Source organism: Isoptericola halotolerans, assembly GCF_013149785.1.
GTDB classification, from domain to species: domain Bacteria; phylum Actinomycetota; class Actinomycetes; order Actinomycetales; family Cellulomonadaceae; genus Isoptericola; species Isoptericola halotolerans.
On record NZ_JABEZU010000002.1, the window covers coordinates 72764 to 91592 of the forward strand.

Here is an 18829-nt window from a genome sequence, read left to right on the forward strand (position 1 = left end):
AGGAAACGGGGATGGATGCTATTAGAGCATCATGTCCGTGTCGGACGGAAGATCCGACGAGGGTGAATTGTCCGGAGCAAGCATGCGGCGGACGATCAGCGAGGCCCTCGGCAGGCGGGCCCTCGGTAGCCTGGACGGGTGCAGCACCCCGCCGACCAGGACCCCGCCGCTCCGTTCCCCCCGGACACCCTCGGGGAGCGCCGCGCGGTGTGGGACGGCCTGATGGGCATCGCGCTCGACGAGGCGCGCCACGCGACCGCGACCGACGACGTGCCGGTGGGCGCCGTCGTCGTCGGACCGGACGGGCAGCTGCTCGGCACGGGCCGCAACCGTCGCGAGGAGACGGGCGACCCCACCGCGCACGCCGAGGTCCTGGCGTTGCGCGAGGCGGCAGGTCGGCGCGGCGGCTGGCGGCTCGACGGGTGCACCCTCGTCGTCACCCTCGAACCGTGCGTCATGTGCGCCGGTGCGCTCGTCGCGGCCCGGGTCGACCGGCTGGTGCTGGGCGCCTGGGACCCGAAGGCGGGAGCCACGGGGTCGGTCTGGGACATGGTCCGCGACCAGCGGGCGCTGCACGAGGTCGAGGTGATCGCCGACGTGCGCGCCGACGAGTGCGCGGGGGTGCTGCGTGCCTTCTTCGCCTCCCGGCGCCGAGCGACGGACGAAGAGTAGGGGAACCCCTACCTCAGGCCCGTGGGTGAGCCACATCCCGCCCGGAGGCGCGTCTCCGTAGTGTCGGTGTCATGACCAGCACCGAGCCAGCAGCGACACCAGGATCGCGCCTGGTCGCTCCCGCGCTGACGACCCACCGAGGGTTCTTCCGCGCCCCTGTCGCCGGGGCCACGTACCGCGGCCTCGCCCAGGTCACCGTCGGCTGGCTCTGGTCGCTGTCGGCCGGCCTGGTGGTCGTGGTCGTCGTGGTCACGGCGGCCGCCCTGGTGCCCGTCCTCGGGCTCGGCGTCCTGCTGCTGCCGTGGGCCCTCGCCCTGGCGCGTGGGTTCGCGGCCGTCGAGCGCCACCGCCTCGCCGCCCAGACCGGCGTCGTCGTCCCGGCGCCGGTGCCGGCGCCGGCACCGGCACCGCCCTGGTCGTCCGTTCGGCAGGCCCTCGCCCGACTGTGGGCGGCCGCCACCGACCCCGCGGGCTGGCGTGCCACCGCCTACGCGCTCGTGTCCCTGGTGCTGCAGAGCCTGTACCTGGCCTTCGTCGTCGGGCTGGCCGGGGGGACGCTCGGTGGCCTCGTGCTCGCGGCCCGGCTCCTGGCGACGGACGGCCGCAGCTGGCCGGTCGCTGCGGCGACGGCGGCCCTCGTCGTCCTCGCCGCGGTCGTCGCCCTCTGGTTCGCGGCCTGCTGCGCCCAGGCGGGCACCCTGACGACGCTGCGGCTCGCCCGGGCGCTGCTCGGTCCGTCCGCCGCCGCCGAGGCGCGGGCCGCGCAACGCGCCGCCGAGGCGGAGGCCCGCGTCGCCGAGTCGGCGGCCGTCGCCGCGACAGAACGTGCCGACATCCTCACCGAGACCCGAGCCGCCGCCCTCGAGGCCGCCGACTCCGAGCGGCGCCGCATCGAACGGGACCTGCACGACGGCGCCCAGCAGCGCCTCGTCGCCCTCGGCGTCACGATCGGTACGGCCCTGCGCGTCGCCGAGCGTGACCCGGCCGCCGCCGTCGGCGCCCTCGAGCACGCGCACACCGAGGTCAAGGAGACGCTCGCCGAGCTGCGCGACCTCGTCCGCGGCATCCACCCGGCCGTGCTGTCCGACCGCGGGCTCGACGCGGCGCTGTCGGCGCTCGCGGCCCGCAGCCCGGTGCCGGTCAGGGTCGAGGCCTCCGGGCTCGACGCCGCGGGGACGACGGCGCAGGCCGCCGCCTACTTCGTGGTCGCCGAGGCGCTGACGAACGTCGCCAAGCACGCCGGGGCGTCCCGCGCGACCGTCCGTGCCGCCGTCGTCGCCCACGACGACCCTGCCGACACCGGACCCGTGCTGCGCGTCGAGGTGACCGACGACGGCCGTGGCGGCGCCGGCACCGCCCCCGGTGGCGGGCTCGCCGGCCTGCGTGGGCGGGTCGCCGCCCTGGACGGCACCTTCGACCTGACCAGCCCGGCCGACGCTGGTACCCGACTCATCGTGGAGCTCCCGTGCGCATCGTGATCGCCGAGGACTCGGTCCTCCTGCTCGACGGCCTCACCCGGCTGCTCCAGGCGGAGGGCCACGACGTCACCGGGCACCGCACCGCGCTGGAGATGGTCGCCGCCCTGACGACGGCGGGCGCGACGCTGCCGGAGCTGCTCGTCACCGACGTGCGCATGCCGCCGTCGCACACCGACGAGGGGCTGCGTGCCGCCGTGCACCTGCGCAGCCTGCACCCGGAGCTGCCGGTCCTGGTGCTCTCGCAGTACGTGGAGCAGCGGTACGCCGCCGAGCTGTTCGCCCGGGGGACCCGCGGGCTGGGCTACGTCCTCAAGGACCGGGTGGCCGACGTCGACGAGTTCCTCGACGCCGTCGCCCGGGTGGCCGGCGGCGGCACCGTGCTCGACCCGGAGGTCGTCTCCCAGGTGCTGGCCCGTTCTCGCCACGACCTCGCCGACCTCACCCCGCGCGAGCGCGAGGTGCTCGCCCTGATGGCCGAGGGGCGCTCCAACGCCGCGATCGCGGACCGGCTCGTCGTCGGACCCGCGGCCGTGGAGAAGCACGTGACCAACATCCTCACGAAGCTGGGGCTGCCGCCCGACGCCGACGCCCACCGTCGCGTCCTGGCCGTGCTGCGTTGGCTCGACCTGAACGGAGACCTGCGATGACCACCTCGACCCCGGGGCCCGCCCCCGAACCGACGACCTACCCGGGCCCGCCGACGGATCCCCACCCGGCGCCGGGACCGCCGTCGGACCCGCGCCGCAGCCCGGCGGGGCGCGCACTGCTCGTCGTCGGCCTCGTCCTCGGTGGGCTGCTGGTCGCCTGGGGTGCGCTGCACCTGGTCGACCGGGCGCTGTCCTCGACCACGACCACCCGGGAGGACTACGACGCCGCGGCGAGCCTCGAGCTCGTCACCGACGGCGAGATCGACGTCCGTGCCGAGGACGGCGCCACCGGGGTCGACGTGGAGGTCGTGGCCCGCCGCGGGCTCGTCGCGCCGAGCTACGCCGTGGACGAGGTCGACGGAGGCCTGGTGCTCACCCACAGGTGCCCGTCCTGGGCCTGGTTCTCGTGGGTGTGCTCGGGCGAGCTGCGCGCGGTGGTCCCGCCGGACACCGACGTGGTGGCGCGGGCGTCGAACGGGGACGTCCGGGCGTCCGGGCTCGACGGTGGTGCCGAGCTGAGGTCGGCGAACGGTGCGGTCTTCGCTGCGGTGATCGGTGGCGACCTGGTGGCGCGGTCGAGCAACGGGGACGTGGTCGTCCACGACGTCGCCGGCGACCTGGAGGCCCGGTCCGCCAACGGTGCGCTGGAGCTGGCGCGGGTCGGGGGGCGGGTGACGGCGACCACCGGCAACGGCGGCGTCCAGGTCTCGGACGCCGGCGGGTTCGTGACCGCCCGGTCGAGCAACGGGTCGGTGTCCGTGACGACCGCCGGCGGCGACGTCGAGGCGCGCACGGCCAACGGGAGGGTGGACGTGGCCGGGGCAGCCGGTGACGTGCTGGCACGGTCGAGCAACGGTGCGGTGACCGTCATCGGTGACGGGGAGCCGGTGGCGCTGACGATCGGCACGTCGAACGGGCGCGAGACCGTCGAGGGGCTGACCGACCCGGGTGCCCCGAGGACGGTGGAGATCCGCAGCTCGAACGGGGACGTGGCCTACCTGGCCCCGTGACCGGTCCGTTCCGGCTCCGGTCGGCACGTCCGGCTCCGATCGGCCCCTCGAGCTGCCGACCGGAGCCGGAGGTGCCGACCGGAGCTCAGAGCTGCGGGATGTGCAGGTCGTAGACCTCGCGCAGCGCGTGCCGGGCCGCGTACCAGCCGCCCATGCCGTGCACGCCCGGCCCCGGCGGCACGGACGCGGAGCACAGGTAGACGCCGCCGCCCTGCCGGAACGGGTTCGGGTGGGCGGTCGGGCGCGCGATCATCCGCCACAGCGTGACCCGCCCGCCGGCGATGTCGCCGTCGGCCAGGTTCGCGTTGTGGCCGACCAGCCGGGCGGCCGGCGTGCACCGCGAGGCGACGACGACGTCCCGCACCCCCGGCGCGAAGCGTTCGACCTGGTCCAGCACGTCGTCCGTGACGTCGCGGGTGGAGCCGGCCGGGACGTGCGCGTACGTCCACAGCGGGCGCAGCCCTCCCGAGGCCCGCGAGGGGTCGACGACGGTGGGGTCGCTGACCAGGCACATCGGGCGCTCGGCGTGCTCGCCCGCGGCCACGGTGGCCTCGGCGCGGGCCATCTCCACGCGGGTCCCGCCGACGTGGACGGTCCCGGCGCGGCCCACCTCCGGCTCCGTCCACGGCACCGGACCGGAGAGCACGAGGTCCACCTTGGCTGCCGCGTCCCCGCGCCCGACGCCGGCCAGCCCCCGGCGCCGGGACGGCGGCAGGTCGTCGCCCAGCACGTCGAGCAGGATGCTCGGGGACGTGTCGAACACGTAGGTCGCGGCGTGGGGGAGGTCGGCCCGGGAGCGGACGGGATGGTCGGTGACCACGGTCCCGCCGTGCGCCTCCAGGTCGGCACGCAGCGCGGCCACGATGGCGCCCGACCCGCCACGGGGGATCGGCCAGCCGCCGGCGAGTGCGCCGACGTGGCCCGTGCCCGTCGCACCCGGGGGCCCGGACGACGGCGTCGCGTGCGCGAGCGTGCCCAGCAGCAGCGCGGTGCCGGCCGCCCCGAGCGACGGCAGCGGGGCGATGGCGTGCGCGGCGACCCCGGTCAGCAGTGCCGCCGCCTCCTCGGTACGGAACCGCCGCCCCCACAGGTCCGTGCCCTGCTCGAGCACCGCGAGGCCGAACCGGCCGGCCGCGACGAGGCCGCCGGCGTCGACCCCGGAGGGCCACGAGCGCTTGTCGCTCATCCCGACGGAGACCACCGCCCGCCAGCGTTCGACGAGAGGGCCGAGCAGTGACCGCCAGGCGCCGCCGTCGAGCCCGAGGCGGTCGGCCGTGCGGTCGAGGTCGTGGTACGCGATCCCCGCACGCCCGCCGGGCAGGGGCTGGGCGTAGGAGATCTCAGGGGTGAGCAGCTCGACGCCGTGGGCCGGCAGGTCGAGGGCGCGCAGCACCGGCGAGGCCCACGCCATGGGGTGCACGGCCGAGCAGACGTCGTGCTCGACCCCGTCGGCCAGGCCGAGGTCGAGGGTGCGGGCCCCTCCGCCCACGGTCGGCTGCGCCTCCAGGACCGTGACGTCCAGGCCCGCGCGGGCGAGCGTCACGGCGGCGACGAGCCCGTTGGGCCCTGATCCGACCACCACGGCGTCCAGCATGTCCGCAGCCTACGGCTCGGTCCCGAGCGCCGCGCGGACAGCGCTCGTCACCTCGGGCGCCAGCGTCCGGGCGAACGTCGCGGTGAGGTGCCCGTGGTCGAAGTACGCCGTGACGCCGCCGATCACCGGGTGGCAGATCTCGTCGCACATGAGGTGGTCGACGCTCGTCACGGAGACCAGACCGGTCGTGTCGGCGCTCGCGGCCTCGGCCAGGGGGTCCGGCTCGAGCGCGACCTCGGTCGGGGCACCGCACGCGTCCGGGTCGTAGGCGAGCTGGACGAGGCACTCGGGCACGTTGCGGGGCATCGCCGGCGTGTCGCGCAGCACGAGCACCGGGACACCGGCGTCGGTGAACGCCGCGAGGGTCTCGCGATAAGCGTCCTCGGCGGCAGCCCCCTGATCCTGCTCGGCGACGCCCGCCAACGGCTGATGGGTCCGGTTCGACATGACCACCAGGTCGTAGCCGCCGGTCACGACGCTGTCCACGGCCCACGCGTTGGTGGCCCGGCAGGCCCCGGTGACGCCGGCACCTGGCAGCTCGATCGGCGCGTCCACGGTGTAGCAGACGGACTGCAGGTAGGTGTCGATCTGCCAGTCGTCCGCGACGATCCCCTCCTCGAGGGCAGGGACCCAGTGCCCGGCGTGCGAGTTCCCCACCAGCGCGATGCGCTCCGCCGGTCCGTCGGGTCCGTCGCCGCCGTAGGTGCACGTGGTGCGGGTCGTGAACGGCGAGTCGTTCCAGCAGTCGTCCGCGTACACGACAGGTCGGTCCTGCGCGGCCGCGGTGGGTGGCAGGACGAGCCCCGGGTCCGCGCACGCCGGGTCGCGCACCACCGCGGCGCCGAGGCACGGTGCGGCCTGTGCGACGGCGGCGCGCGAGTCCGCGACGGCGTCCTGCTCGGCGGCGCTCGCCCGGTCCCGGACGCCGACGGCGGCACCTGCGACGACCGCGACGCACAGCCCGAGCATCGCGAACGTCGCCCCGAGCCGACGGGTGAGCAGCGGGTGGAACCGCAGGCGCTCCTCGACGTACCGCTGGGACAGCCACGACAGGAGCAGGGTGACCACGAGGACTCCCAGCATGCCGGCCGCGCCGAGGTCGCGGCCCAGCGCGAACGGGGCGATGACGACCAGCGGCCAGTGCCACAGGTACACCGAGTAGGAGGTGTCGCCGAGCCACTGGACCGGACGCCACCGCAGGGCCCCGCCCGGTCCGCCGCGCAGCCGGTCGGCGTCCGCGAGGATGACCAGCAGTGCGCCGACGGTCGGCAGCAGGGCGGTGTACCCGGGGAACGCGGTCCCGGCGTCGAAGGTGAGGACGGCGGCCACGATCATGGCCAGCCCTGCCCAGGCCGTGGCCGCACGCAGTCCCGGGTGCGAGCGCACGGTGCCCGGTTCGGCGCCCACCTGCTGCGCCGGACCCGTCGCCGCCGCCGGACCGGCGCTCGTGCCCTGCCCGACGCCGGCCGCGACGAGGACCCGTGCGGGACGTGTCGCGCGCAGCGCGAGGAGGGCGGCGAGCAGGCCGCCCAGCGCGAGCTCCCAGAACCGGGTCGTCGACACGAAGTAGGCAGCGGCAGGCTCGGCCCACGTCATCCACACCGACCAGCCGAGCGAGGTGGCCACGACCGTACCCGTCAGGGCGACCGCCAGCGCCGCCGTCGTGCGCTCGGAGCCGTGCCGGCGCCGCGCCTGGAGCCCCACCCAGGCGACCGCCGTGAACAGCAGCGGCCACACCACGTAGAACTGCTCCTCGATCGACAGCGACCAGTAGTGCTGCACGGGCGAGTGCAGCTCGTCGGTGGCCAGGTAGTCCGTCTCGGACCGCGCCAGCGCCCAGTTCTCGACGTACAGCGCCGAGGCGAGCACCTCGCGGCCGACCGTGACGAGCGTCGTGGTGGGCAGCCAGAGCGCCGACGCTCCCAGCGTGACCAGCAGCACGAGGCTCGCGGCCGGGATGAGCCGCCGCACCCGCCGCGCCCAGAAGCCCAGCAGGTCGCGGCCGCTACGGATCGGGCGGCGCAGCAGGTGGCTGGTGATGAGGAACCCGGACACGACGAAGAACACGTCCACCCCGACGTAGCCGCCGGTGACCGAGGTGGGCCACAGGTGGAAGCCGAGGACCGCGGCGACGGCGAGGGCGCGCAGGCCCTGGATGTCTGTCCGCGGGGAGGACGGTGCTGGCACGCGTCAGAGCATCTCACCCAGGGCGACGAGGGTCTCGCTCACGCCGGCGTCGACCTTGACGGTGGCGAGGGGGTCGCCGCGGGTCTCGCCGCGGTTGACGATGACGACCGGCTGCCCGGCCTTGGCGGCGTGGCGCACGAACCGCAGGCCGCTCATCACGGTGAGGCTCGTGCCCGCGACCAGCAGGGCGTCGGCGGAGTCGACCAGCGCATAGGCCTGCTCGACGCGGGCGCGGGGAACGTTCTCGCCGAAGTAGACGATCTCCGGCTTGAGCACCCCGCCGCAGAACTCGCAGTCCGCCGGGCGGAAGTGGGACGTCCTGGCGATGACGGCGTCCGCGTCCGGGGCGACCTCGATGTCCGCGACGGTGGTGCCGTCGTCGAGCACGGACTCGACGAAACCGGGGTTGAGCGCGTCGAGGCGCTCGGCCAGGTGGGCGCGGGAGATGGTGCGGCCGCACTGCAGGCAGATGACGCGGTCGTAGCGTCCGTGCAGGTCGATGACGGTGCGCGAGCCGGCGTCCTCGTGGAGCAGGTCGACGTTCTGGGTGATGACGCCGCGCACGACGCCGCGCTGCTCCAGCTCGGCGAGCACGCGGTGGCCGGCGTTGGGGTGGGTGCGGTTCACGTGCTGCCAGCCGACGTGGTTGCGGGCCCAGTAGTGACGGCGGAAGGCGTCGTCGCCGACGAACTGCTGGTACGTCATCGGGTTGCGCGGCGGGGAGTCGGGGCTGCGGTAGTCCGGGATGCCGGAGTCGGTGGAGATGCCGGCTCCGGTGAGGGCGGTGACCGTGCGGCCCTCGAGCAGGCGGGCGGCGTCGTCGACGGTGCCGTGGTGGATGACGGCGTCCGGCGGATGCTCCCAGCGGCGTTCCTGGTAGGTGGGGGCGAGCGGCCGGGCGGCGGGTTGCACCCTTCGAGAGTACGACGCCGGGCCGCTGCGAGCGTCTCTGTTCGTCAGGATTCAGCCGTCCATTCCTGACGAACAGAGACGCTCGTGGCGAGGTGACGACCCTTGACGGAAAGGTGGGAATGCGATTACCGTGTGAGAAACCGGTTTCTCACACGGTCGTTCGACGACGAACGACACATGTCTCGACGAGGAGATCCATGTCATCCACCAGACTCAGGGCGACCGTGGCCGCGGTGACCGCCGCCGTGCTCGCCGCCACCTCGATCAGCGCGGCAGCAGCCGCCGGCGCGGAGACCGCGTTCCGTGCCGACGACCTCGCCCCCGGCGCGTACACCAGCGACGTCGTCGCCGGGGACTTCATCGTCAAGGCCGCCCAGGGCAGCGGCGTCGACGTCGACGGCACCAGCCGCACCTCCGACCGCGGCGAGGCGTTCACCCAGCGGCTCAAGCTCAACGGTTCCGGGACGGCCGAGCACCGCTCGCTGCAGTTCTCCGTCGACGCCGCCACCGACGTCGTCGTCCACGCGCGCAGCGGCAGCGGCACCGCCGACCGCGCCCTCGCGCTCTTCGACGAGTCGTGGGCCGTCGTCGACACCGTCCCGGCGCTCGCCGACGACTCGCGGACCCCCGTCGCGACCGAGATCCTCGAGGTCCCCGCGGCCGGCACCTACTGGCTCGCCTCGCCCAGCTCGGGGGTCAACGTCTACGCAGCACAGATCGGGCGCGACGACGAGGTCGAGCGCGCGCCGTGGGTGGACGTCGCCGCACCCGTCGTCGAGGACGTCACCACCGACGCGGACCACCCGGCCCGGCTCGCGGTCTCCTACCACGGGCACGTCGGCACCGACGGCGCCGACATCGCCCACGCCCTGCTGCTCGACGCCGAGGGCGGGATCGTCGACCGGGCGTTCACCGCGACCCCGGGAGACGGCGGCACGATCCGGCTGACGCCGCCGGGCTCGGGGAGCTACGAGGTCGAGGTCCGGCTGACCCGCTCCGGCGAGACCGACGCGCTCAGCTCGCCGCGCGTCGCCGCCCCGGACTTCTCCCTGCCTCTGGTCGCCCCCGAGGTCACCAGCGCGCTGACCAGCGCCGTCGACGGCGACCAGGCCACCGTCGCGCTCGTGTGGTCGGCCGTCCCCGAGGCCGAGAGCTACTCCGTGTCGACCAGCCAGGACGGCGAGTTCAGCACCGTCGTCGACGGCGTGACGGGGACCTCCGCCGACGTGCCCGGGTTCACGGCGGGGGAGACCTACCAGGTCCGCGTGACCGCGCACCGCGGCGACGACCGGACGACCGGCCCGGCGTACGACGTCGAGGTCGCCGGCGCCGTCGAACGCTGGCAGTCCGCCGACGTCGGCTCCAACGCCGGGTCCGGCGGCTCGGTGACCGACAACGGCGACGGGACCATCACCTTCGACGCCCGGGCCAGCTCCACCAAGCTCGCCTCCTCCGAGGACGGCTTCCAGTACTACTTCACGCGGATCGACCCCGAGACCGAGAACTTCACCCTGACCGCGACGTTCCACGTGGACGACGCCTCGGCCAAGGACAACCAGTCCGGGTTCGGCGTGATCGCCCTCGACGACCTCGTCACCGAGTCCTCCCCGCACCGGTACTTCAACTCCGCCGGTGCGCTGGTGACTCGCTACGGCACCGCGCCGGACTTCGTCAACGGCACCCCGGGCGCCCGGTGGGTGCAGGGATACACCGGTGCCACCGACGACAACACCGCCGGCGCGCGGTACCAGGACGACTCGGTCGAGTTCGACCCCGAGTACCGCACCGAGGCCGGTACGGCGGCGAAGTTCGAGACCGGGGACGTCTACGAGCTCAGCCTGCGCCGGTCGAACACCGGATTCCACGCGACGTGGCACCGCGACGGTGACGACGACGTCGCGGTCATCCACTACGACCCCGAGATGCTGCTGCAGCAGAACGGCGACGAGCTCTACGTCGGCATGGCCGTGGCCCGCAAGATCGCCGTGACCGTCACCGACTGGCAGCTCACCACCGTCCACCCCGACGACGACGAGGCGGCGCAGGAGCCACCCACGCGCTACGTGCCGACCACCCTGTCGGTGGACGTCACGCCCACCACCCCCGAGAGCGAGCTCGACCTGCCGCTGGTGACGAACTTCTACGGCACCGGGCAGATCCTCGACGCCGACGGCGACGTCGTCGTCGACGGGCTGGAGCTCGAGCCCGGCGAGCAGCAGCTCGGCACCGTGGCCCTGGAGGCCGGGGTCAACGAGTTCACCGCGCGCGCCGTGCCGGGGGACGACCAGCCGCACCTGCGCGAGCGCGAGGAGCTGGAGTCCACCGACCCGGTCGAGACCGCGGTCACCATCACCGTCGACTCCTACGGGCAGCCCGGCGAGTCGATCCGCGTGGCACCCGACGGCACGCCCGACGGCGACGGCACCGACGAGAGCCCGCTCGACCTCCACACGGCCGTCGGGTTCGCCCAGCCCGGTCAGCAGATCGTGCTGGACGGCGGGACGTACCGCCCGACGTCGGCGGTGGTGGCGCACCGCGGCCGCAGCGGGACCCCGGACGCCCCGATCACGCTGATGTCCGCCCCCGGCGAGCGCGCCGTGCTGGACCTCAACGACTCACGAGGCGGCGGGATCATCATCCGCGGCGACTGGTGGCACGTGTACGACCTCGAGGTCACCGGCTCCCGGGACAAGGAGAAGCCGATGCTCGTCCAGGGCCACCACAACGTGGTCGAGCGGGTCGAGGCGCACCACAACCGCGACACCGGCATCCAGATCTCCGGCTCGGAGTCCGAGCCTCCCTCGATGTGGCCCACGCACAACCTCGTGGTCTCCTCGGTGTCGCACAACAATGCCGACGACGCCAAGAACGACGCCGACGGTTTCGCCGCGAAGCTCACCGTCGGCGAGGGCAACGTGTTCCGGTACAACATCGCGCACCACAACATCGACGACGGCTGGGACCTGTTCGCCAAGTCGACCACCGGGCCCATCGGCACGGTGGTCGTCGAGGACTCCGTCGCGTACGACAACGGGTGGCTCGAGTCCGACCCGACCGACATCGGCGAGGGCAACGGGTTCAAGCTCGGCGGCGAGTCCATGCCGGGCGACCACCTGCTGCGCAACTCCGTGGCGTACGGCAACGCCGGCGTCGGCGTCTCGTCGAACTCCGGCCCGGACATCCGGCTCGACGGCGTCACGACCGTCGACAACGCCCGGGGCGTCCGCCTGGAGACCAACGCCGCCACCAGCGCCTACGAGGCCGCTGGGGTGATGTCCTGGAACACCGCGTCGGACGCGCTCGGGCTCAAGCAGGACGACACCTCGATGCTGACCGACCCGACGAACTACTTCAGCGGGACGGCGCAGGACGCCTCGGACGGGCGACCCGCCGCCGTCGACGCCGACTGGTTCGTCACCCGGGACACCGAGAACCTGCGCCCGGAGATCGCCGCGGACGGGTCGATCGAGATGCACGGCCTGTACGAGCTGACGGACGTGGCGCCGTCGGACACCGGTGCTCGGCTGACCGCGAACCCGGACCCGACCGTCGTCGAGCTGCTGCCGCCGGTCTCCGGCGACGGCGCCGAGCCCGGTCCCGCTCCCTGGTACGCGACCGGCGTCTACCTGGCCGGCGACGTCGTCCAGCACGACGGCGTGGTCTACGAGGCCCGGTGGTGGACCCGCAACCAGGAGCCGGGCGACACCGTCACCCGGGGCCGGTCGCACGTCGAGGCGACCGGCCCGTGGGCCGAGGTCGGCCCCGCCGAGGCGGCTCCCGCCGTCGTCGGGTGCGCAGAGGCCTGGGATCCCGCGACCGTGTACCGCGGCGGGGAGCTCGTGGCGCACGACGGCGTGAACCACCACGCGCTGTGGTGGACGACCGGGCAGGAGCCCGGGACCGACCCCTGGGGAGCCTGGTCCGCCGTGGGGCCGTGCGCGTGACGCGCTGACACGGCTCCGACGAGCGTCTCTGTCCGTCCCTCATCCCGCGCTGATCAGGGACGGACAGAGACGCTCGTCGCGCGCGGTCGCCTGCACAACCGGTCCGTCCTAGCGTGGAAGGAGGCCGGTCCAGCCACGGGCCGGGCTGCTCCGAGGACGGAGGGCACGATGGCCACCTGCGACATGTGCGGCAACGACTACGCACGGGCGTTCACGATCACCAGGGCGGACGGCGCGAGCGGCGTCTACGACTCCTTCGAGTGCGCCACCCATGCGATGGCCCCACGCTGCGGCCACTGCGGCTGCATGGTGCTGGGGCACGGCGTGGACGTCGATGACGAGACGTTCTGCTGCAGCCACTGCGCGCGGCAGTCCACGGGAGCGGACATCACCGACAGCGTCGGGGTCTGACCTTCCGCACCACCCGCGGCGCGCGGCGGCGTCGTCGTCAGCCGACGGGCGTCGCCGCGGGCGGCGCCTTGAGGACCGCGAGCACCCGGGACGCCTCGAAGGGGCGGTCGGGGGAGGCGCTCGAGTCCACCTCCCGCACCACGTGCTGGGACAGGGTTCGCAGGGGGACGTTGGAGTGGTTGGAGCTCCGTCGCAGGACGCTGAACGCCTCGTCGTCGTCGACCTCGAGGGCGAGGCGGACGAGGATCTTGGCCTGCTCGATGTCACGACGGCTGCTGGCCGCGGCGCGGATCGAGGCGTCGGCCTGCTCCGCGGCGAAGCGGGAGACGCTGTCGGTCAGGTCGTGGACGAAGCTGGCGATCGAGACCGTCGTGCCGCGCTCGTCGCGGCGGCCCTCACCGACGACCGAGACGACGTGCGCCTCGCTGTGCACGTCGAGGATGCGGTGCACGGTGGAGAACGGTTCCCCGGTGCGGCGCGCGTCGTCGAGGACGTGGCGCTCCGTGTCGCGGTCGTCCGGATGCTTGTGCGCCAGCACCATCTCGGTGGTGGGGACGACCTCGCCCGGTTCGAAGCCATGGATGCGGTAGGTCTCGTCCGACCACCACCAGGTCTCGGTGTCGAGATCGACCTGGTAACGGCCCGGGCGTGTGCGGTCTGCTCGGGAGTGCCGGGTCTCGGTCGGTGTCGTCGAAGTCATCGGGTCCTCCTTCGTCGGTGCCCCCGTCGTGGATGGATCTCGGTCTCGTTACCGAAACGTTATCTGGATTGACTCCAGAGCTCAGTGCGAGCGACGCCTGCCCGCCTGATCATCACGAACTCCTCACGGCTGTCGCCCTCGGTCAGGTGACCCTGGCGCTTCCTCTGTGGCACCGCTAATGTGCAGGGAACCGAACAAACCCGGTACCGGGTGCTCGGCACCCGGAGGAAGCAGTGAGGCTCCCGATGAGACAGAAGTCCCGCGCCCTGTTCGCCCTGACCGCGACGACCACCGCCGTCGGCCTCGCCGCCGGTGCCCTTGCCGCCGGGCCGGCGTCAGCCGCCCCGCCCGACCGCGGTGCTCCCGACGGGAGCTCCACCCACGACGCCGACGGCGTCAACGGCTACACGACCCTCGGCTACTTCCCGGCCTGGGCCTCCGGCGAGGCCCACGACTACGAGGTCGCCGACCTGGTGCGGACCGGCGCCGCCGCCGACCTCACCCATCTCACCTACGCGTTCGGCAACGTCACCACCGACCTCGTGTGCGACATCAGCGACGGTGTCGTCCCCGACGACGGCGTCGATCCCGGAGAGCCGGAGGGCGACCCCGAGAACGACTACCTGCGGCTGATCGGCGCGGAGGACTCCGTCGACGGCGTGGCCGACGTCGAGGGCCAGGCGCTCGCCGGGAACTTCAACCAGCTCCGCAAGCTCAAGGAGATCTACCCGGACCTGAAGATCATGGTCTCCCTGGGCGGGTGGACCTGGTCCGACAACTTCTCCGAGGCGGCGCTTACGCCGGAGAGCCGCGAACGGCTCGTCGACTCGTGCCTGGACATCTACCTGGACGGCAACCTGCCCGTCTACGGCGACCAGGGCGGTCCGGGGGTCGCGGCCGGGATCTTCGACGGGTTCGACATGGACTGGGAGTGGCCCGGCGCCGACGGTGAGCACCCGACACCGCACCCCGACGTCGACCAGGAGAACTTCCTGGCGCTCATGGAGCTGTTCCGCGAGAAGCTCGACGAGCGCACCGCGGACACCGGCGACGAGTACCTGCTGACCGGCTTCGCCCCGGCCGGCTGGGCCCCGCGCACGAACGGGGGCTGGGTGGACCCGCGGCTGGCCGCCGTCGTCGACTTCCTCAACGTCCAGGGCTACGACTACCACGGCACCTGGGTCGCCGACCGGACTGGCCACCAGGGCAACCTGCACCCCTACTCGTGGCCCGACGCACCGGACCAGGACGCCAACTGGGGGCTCGCCGTCGACGGCCTGCTCGCTGCCTACCGCGCCGCCGGGTACCGCGACGAGCAGATCGTGCTCGGCCTCGCCGCCTACGGGCAGGGTTGGTCCGGGGTGGAGGACCCGACGCCCGGTGCACCGGCCGGTGGGGCGATCGGCGTGAAGAACTACTCCGCGCTGCGCACGGTGGGCACCGAGTACTACGACGCCGACGCCGTGGCCTCCTACCGGTGGGACGGCGACCAGTGGTGGAGCCTCGACACGCCGCGGTCGGTGACCGCCAAGGCCGAGTGGCTCGCCGAGAACGGGTACGGGGGCGCCTACTTCTGGGACATCGCCGGCGACTACGACAACGAGCTGACCGGCGCGCTGGCCGACACGTTCCGCGCGGCGACGCCGGGACCTCTGGTTGTCGGGGAGGGCGCCGCGCCCTGGTACGCCTCCGGGGTGTACACCACCGGCGACGTCGTGTCGCACAACGGTGTCGAGTACGAGGCGAAGTGGTGGACGCGGAACCAGGAGCCGGGTACCGCTGCGAAGCGCGGCCCGTGGCGCGAGATCGGGGTGCACGGGGACAACCCCGTGGCGGCCGAGCCGTGCGGGGCGGCCTTCGACCCGTCGGCGACCTACACCTCCGGCGACGTGGTCTCGCGCGCCGGGGTGAACCACGCCGCGATGTGGTGGACCCGCGGAGAGGTGCCCGGGACGTCGGTCACCGGCGCCTGGGACGCAGGGGTGCCCTGCGCCTGAGGGCCCCTCTCATCCCTTCCCGCGAAGTAGTACCTCCGGTCGCGCGGTCGTACCCCCGGGGTACTTCCCCGCGACCTGCGGTACTACTTCGCGGGACGTCTCGGTGGTGACCGACGTCGCAGGGCCGCGGATTTCGCGGATACGGGCTGGTTCGGTATCCTCGGTGGGCCGGTTCGTCCGGCGAGGTAGCGTGTCCGAGCGGCCGAAGGTGCAGCACTCGAAATGCTGTGTGGTGTCAAAGCCACCGTGGGTTCAAATCCCACCGCTACCGCCACCCGAAGGGCCCCACCCGCAAGATTCTGCGGATGTGGGGCCCTTCGTCGGTCCAGCACTTTGTCCGCTGCGCGTGTCCGGTCAGCCGATCGACGGACCCGCAGCATCGTCGGCCGTCCGTACCGCAAGTTGGTTGATGACCTCGCGCGTGTACGGGGGGATTGGCGACTCAGGTCGCGGGGCTTTTCGTCGGTGCGGGCGACGGCGAGGCATGCGGGTCACTAGAGATGGTCACGCTCCTCATGGGGCACCACCGGGTCACCGACGTGCCGAGCCGCCAGACTGCTGACGCGGACCTCGGCGCGGACTTCCCTGTCGTCGGCGACCAGCGCCTCGTGGACGCGCTGACTGACCTGGGCTATCGCGGCCGGGCACGTACTGCGGTGCGCCCCCTCGGGGCAGTAGCGAGATCTCGGGACGAAGCCGGGTTCCGACGTGACGTCGTGCGAACCTTGCTCTGTGGATCAGGTCTATGTGTACACGGTGGAGGACGGCCGCGCGGAGTGCTGGAGGGCTGAGATCGCCGTCCATGCCGATAGCCCAGCCAGCGCGTTCCGTACCCTTCGAGACGCAGGTCTGAGGAAGTCCCAGTTCGACGGTTCCACGCGGCCGACTCGTGTGACACCTCGTGCGGAGTTCGACGACGATCTGTTCGGGGTGAGGGGGATAGCCCGCAGGCAGTCCGAGGATGAAGGTTGGGAACCGTGGGCAGCCGTCCCCGAGGGCTTCTGCCTGAACTGGAGGGACTCTGGGGCCGTGGGACTGCACAACCCGATCGGCGGCGGCTTCCGACGAGCGCACCCGCGAGATTGACTCACCTGGAACGAGCCGTGGAGTCGCGAACTAGGTGAGCCGATCGATGGCAGCCGGTGCGCGTCCGCCGCGACGCGCAGGTCGACGGCTGACCCGGCGGCACGCCGTCACGCGATGAGCGACTGCCCGCCGTCGACGAACACCTCGGTGCCGGTCACATGGCTCGCCGCGTCCGACACGAGGAAGGCGATGGCGTCCGCGACCTGCGCCGCGTCGCCCGACTCCTCACCGGTCAACGGAATCTGCCCCTCCGGGAACTCCGCCTCGACGCCCAGATCCTCGGTGCTCCGCTGCTCGGTGTTGTCGTCGATCTGCGTGTCGATCGCGCCTGGGCACACGGAGTTGACCCGCACACCGCGCGGTCCGAGCTCGACGGCCGCCATGCGTGCGAACGCCACCTGGCCCGCCTTGCTCGTCGCGTAGGCCGACGCGCCGGAGTTGCTGAACGTGCGGGTCCCGTTGATGGACGAGACCACGACGACGGCGCCGCCCTGGCGCACGAGCAGCGGCACTGCGTACCGCACGGTGTGGAAGGTGCCGGTGAGGTTGGTGTCGATCGTGGCGGCCCACTCCTCGGGCTCCAGCTCCTCGAGCGGGGCCCAGACGCCGTTGACACCCGCGTTCGCGACGACGATGTCGAGCCGGCCGAGCTCCTGCTCGACCTGGGCGAGCACGTCGCGCACCATGGCGGCGTCCTCGACGTTCGCTGCCACCGGCAAGGCCCTGCCGCCGTCGCGCCGGATCTCCTCGGCGACGTCGTCGGCGCTCTCCTGGCTGTGCCCGAGCGGCACCACCGTGGCGCCCTCCCGTGCCAGGCGCAGCGCCGTGGCTCGTCCGATGCCCGAACCTGCGCCCGTGACCAGTGCGACCTTGCCTTCGAGTGTCATCGCGCTCCCTCCGTGATCGACGCCATCGACGCTAACCACGACACCGGCACCTCGCGAGATCTGAGGAGCTCCGAGGTCCGTTCAGCGGACCGCCTGAAGCCTCGCGTCCGCGTCCCGCCGTCGTTCCTTGACCAGAAGGACGACGGCCACGACGACGCCTGCGATCGCGAGGAACGGGGCGGTGAGTCCGGCCCAGGGGAGGCTCGACGAGAACGTCGAGAAGTCCCACAGGCCGTGGAGGAGCATCGCGGGGACCAGTGACCCCGTCGAGCGGAACGCCAGGTAGTACACGGATCCGAGCCCGAACTGGATGACGACCTGGAGGAACGCCAGTGATCCGATGCCGAAGAAGAAGTTGGGCAGGTGCAGCAGCGAGAACAGGGTCGTGGAGAGGAACCAGACACCCATCTCGCCGAACCGGCTGCGCAGCGCGACGACGAGCTGGCCGCGCGCGACGACCTCCTCGTTGAACCCCACCAGGATGCTGCCGATCACGAGGAGGATCCACATCGTCATCGTCACCCTGGAGAACTCGCCGAACACCAGGTTGAGGATCGCGACCACGGCCATGATCACCGGGACGACGGCGCCGCTTCTCGGGAGCCGCTTGGTCTCGCGCAGAGACGGCCGCCACCACCCGAAGGCCGAGAGGCTGACGAGGATCACGACGAGGCCACCGCTGAGGGGCGCCACGTACCACTTCAGCAGCGTGTCTTCGCTCTCCCCGACGCGGGCGTAGTCGATGCCGTTGACCATCCAGATGGCGTAGAAGACCGCCAGGTAGGCGATGAAGACGGCGAGGCCCAGCCAGACCCGAGGACGGACGCGCAAGGCTGTCGCGCCGGAGGTTGTGTGCATGGAGGCAGTCGAAACCATGTTCTCCGAACACGGTCAAGCCCGCCGCCGCTCAGGTCAGCCGACGGGTCAGGTGCACGGCGACGGTGTCACCCACGTCCTTGCCGAGCCGCTTGCGCAGCTTCGCGTTGAGGGACAGCATCAGCTCGCCGCGCCCGGTGGGCATGAGGCCGACGTTCTCGACGGGGACGTCGTCCACCGTGGCGTCGACACGGACCGAACGGCCCGTCCCCAGGAGCTCGGTCGCACCGGCGAGCTCGACGCAGGGCCACACCTCGCCCTTGACGTCGACGCCGATGGGCGCGGTGAACGTGTGGTCGAGGGTGGTGCTCTGGTCGGGCATGAGACTCCTTCGAGGCGTTCGGCAGCTGAGGTGAGAGGGACTGTGCACAAGGCCCTGACTCATCGGTCCTCGCGGGATACGTTGAAACGACTGGTCGGTCCGGCGC

The 18829-nt window shown here is 72.8% G+C and carries 14 protein-coding genes and 1 tRNA gene; 8 read left to right on the forward strand and 7 right to left on the reverse strand.

Going from position 1 to position 18829, the window contains the following annotated elements; genetic code table 11:
- The first annotated feature begins 222 nt into the window (after window positions 1-222).
- The 4 genes from HDG69_RS08075 to HDG69_RS08090 all read left to right on the forward strand — a co-directional run bounded on the left by HDG69_RS08075 (window position 223) and on the right by HDG69_RS08090 (window position 3807).
- Window positions 223-672, forward strand: a complete 450-nt coding sequence (locus HDG69_RS08075; RefSeq protein WP_171783980.1) for a nucleoside deaminase — start codon at window positions 223-225, stop codon at window positions 670-672.
- Window positions 673-743: 71 nt separating this feature from the next.
- Window positions 744-2150: a sensor histidine kinase gene (locus HDG69_RS08080; RefSeq protein ID WP_171783301.1), complete on the forward strand. Its 1407-nt coding sequence runs from the start codon at window positions 744-746 to the stop codon at window positions 2148-2150.
- On the forward strand, window positions 2138-2797 hold the full coding sequence (locus HDG69_RS08085) for a LuxR C-terminal-related transcriptional regulator (protein ID WP_171783302.1): 660 nt from the start codon (window positions 2138-2140) through the stop codon (window positions 2795-2797). Before HDG69_RS08080 ends, HDG69_RS08085 begins: the two co-directional genes overlap by 13 nt.
- Entirely contained in the window at window positions 2794-3807 is a 1014-nt protein-coding gene (locus HDG69_RS08090; protein ID WP_216645433.1) for a DUF4097 family beta strand repeat-containing protein, read from the forward strand. The genes HDG69_RS08085 and HDG69_RS08090 overlap by 4 nt, the downstream gene beginning before the upstream one ends.
- Window positions 3808-3892: 85 nt before the next feature.
- On the opposite strand, the gene HDG69_RS08095 is transcribed toward HDG69_RS08090, so the two are convergent.
- Genes HDG69_RS08095 through HDG69_RS08105 form a run of 3 tightly spaced genes read right to left on the reverse strand, consistent with a single transcriptional unit; the run spans window position 3893 to window position 8500 of the window.
- A complete protein-coding gene (locus HDG69_RS08095; protein ID WP_171783303.1) occupies window positions 3893-5401 on the reverse strand; it encodes a phytoene desaturase family protein in 1509 nt (502 codons plus the stop codon).
- A gap of 9 nt (window positions 5402-5410) precedes the next feature.
- Entirely contained in the window at window positions 5411-7588 is a 2178-nt protein-coding gene (locus HDG69_RS19545) for an SGNH hydrolase domain-containing protein (RefSeq protein WP_171783304.1), read from the reverse strand.
- Between the two features lie 3 nt (window positions 7589-7591).
- The gene (locus tag HDG69_RS08105; RefSeq protein ID WP_171783305.1) at window positions 7592-8500 is read right to left on the reverse strand and encodes a Sir2 family NAD-dependent protein deacetylase; all 909 of its coding nucleotides are present in this window, start codon (window positions 8498-8500) and stop codon (window positions 7592-7594) included.
- A gap of 197 nt (window positions 8501-8697) precedes the next feature.
- Here HDG69_RS08105 and HDG69_RS08110 point away from each other — a divergent pair, with 197 nt between their 5' ends.
- Both HDG69_RS08110 and HDG69_RS08115 read left to right on the forward strand, forming a co-directional pair.
- Window positions 8698-12444: a carbohydrate-binding protein gene (locus HDG69_RS08110; protein ID WP_171783306.1), complete on the forward strand. Its 3747-nt coding sequence runs from the start codon at window positions 8698-8700 to the stop codon at window positions 12442-12444.
- A gap of 168 nt (window positions 12445-12612) precedes the next feature.
- Complete coding sequence (locus tag HDG69_RS08115; RefSeq protein WP_171783307.1) at window positions 12613-12855, forward strand: hypothetical protein; 243 nt, start codon at window positions 12613-12615, stop codon at window positions 12853-12855.
- 37 nt (window positions 12856-12892) lie between these two features.
- On the opposite strand, the gene HDG69_RS08120 is transcribed toward HDG69_RS08115, so the two are convergent.
- A complete protein-coding gene (locus HDG69_RS08120) occupies window positions 12893-13555 on the reverse strand; it encodes a PAS and ANTAR domain-containing protein (RefSeq protein WP_171783308.1) in 663 nt (220 codons plus the stop codon).
- Window positions 13556-13800: 245 nt separating this feature from the next.
- On the opposite strand from HDG69_RS08120, the gene HDG69_RS08125 reads away from it, so the two are divergent.
- On the forward strand, window positions 13801-15552 hold the full coding sequence (locus HDG69_RS08125) for a glycosyl hydrolase family 18 protein (RefSeq protein ID WP_171783309.1): 1752 nt from the start codon (window positions 13801-13803) through the stop codon (window positions 15550-15552).
- Between the two features lie 184 nt (window positions 15553-15736).
- Window positions 15737-15826: transfer RNA gene (locus tag HDG69_RS08130), tRNA-Ser, on the forward strand.
- A 919-nt stretch (window positions 15827-16745) separates the two neighbouring features.
- Here HDG69_RS08130 and HDG69_RS08135 read toward each other — a convergent pair.
- The 3 genes from HDG69_RS08135 to HDG69_RS08145 form a co-directional block, all read right to left on the reverse strand.
- The gene (locus HDG69_RS08135) at window positions 16746-17525 is read right to left on the reverse strand and encodes an SDR family oxidoreductase (RefSeq protein ID WP_171783310.1); all 780 of its coding nucleotides are present in this window, start codon (window positions 17523-17525) and stop codon (window positions 16746-16748) included.
- An 81-nt stretch (window positions 17526-17606) separates the two neighbouring features.
- A complete protein-coding gene (locus HDG69_RS08140; protein ID WP_171783311.1) occupies window positions 17607-18383 on the reverse strand; it encodes a CPBP family intramembrane glutamic endopeptidase in 777 nt (258 codons plus the stop codon).
- 49 nt (window positions 18384-18432) lie between these two features.
- Window positions 18433-18723: a DUF1905 domain-containing protein gene (locus HDG69_RS08145; RefSeq protein WP_171783312.1), complete on the reverse strand. Its 291-nt coding sequence runs from the start codon at window positions 18721-18723 to the stop codon at window positions 18433-18435.
- Window positions 18724-18829: the final 106 nt, after the last annotated feature.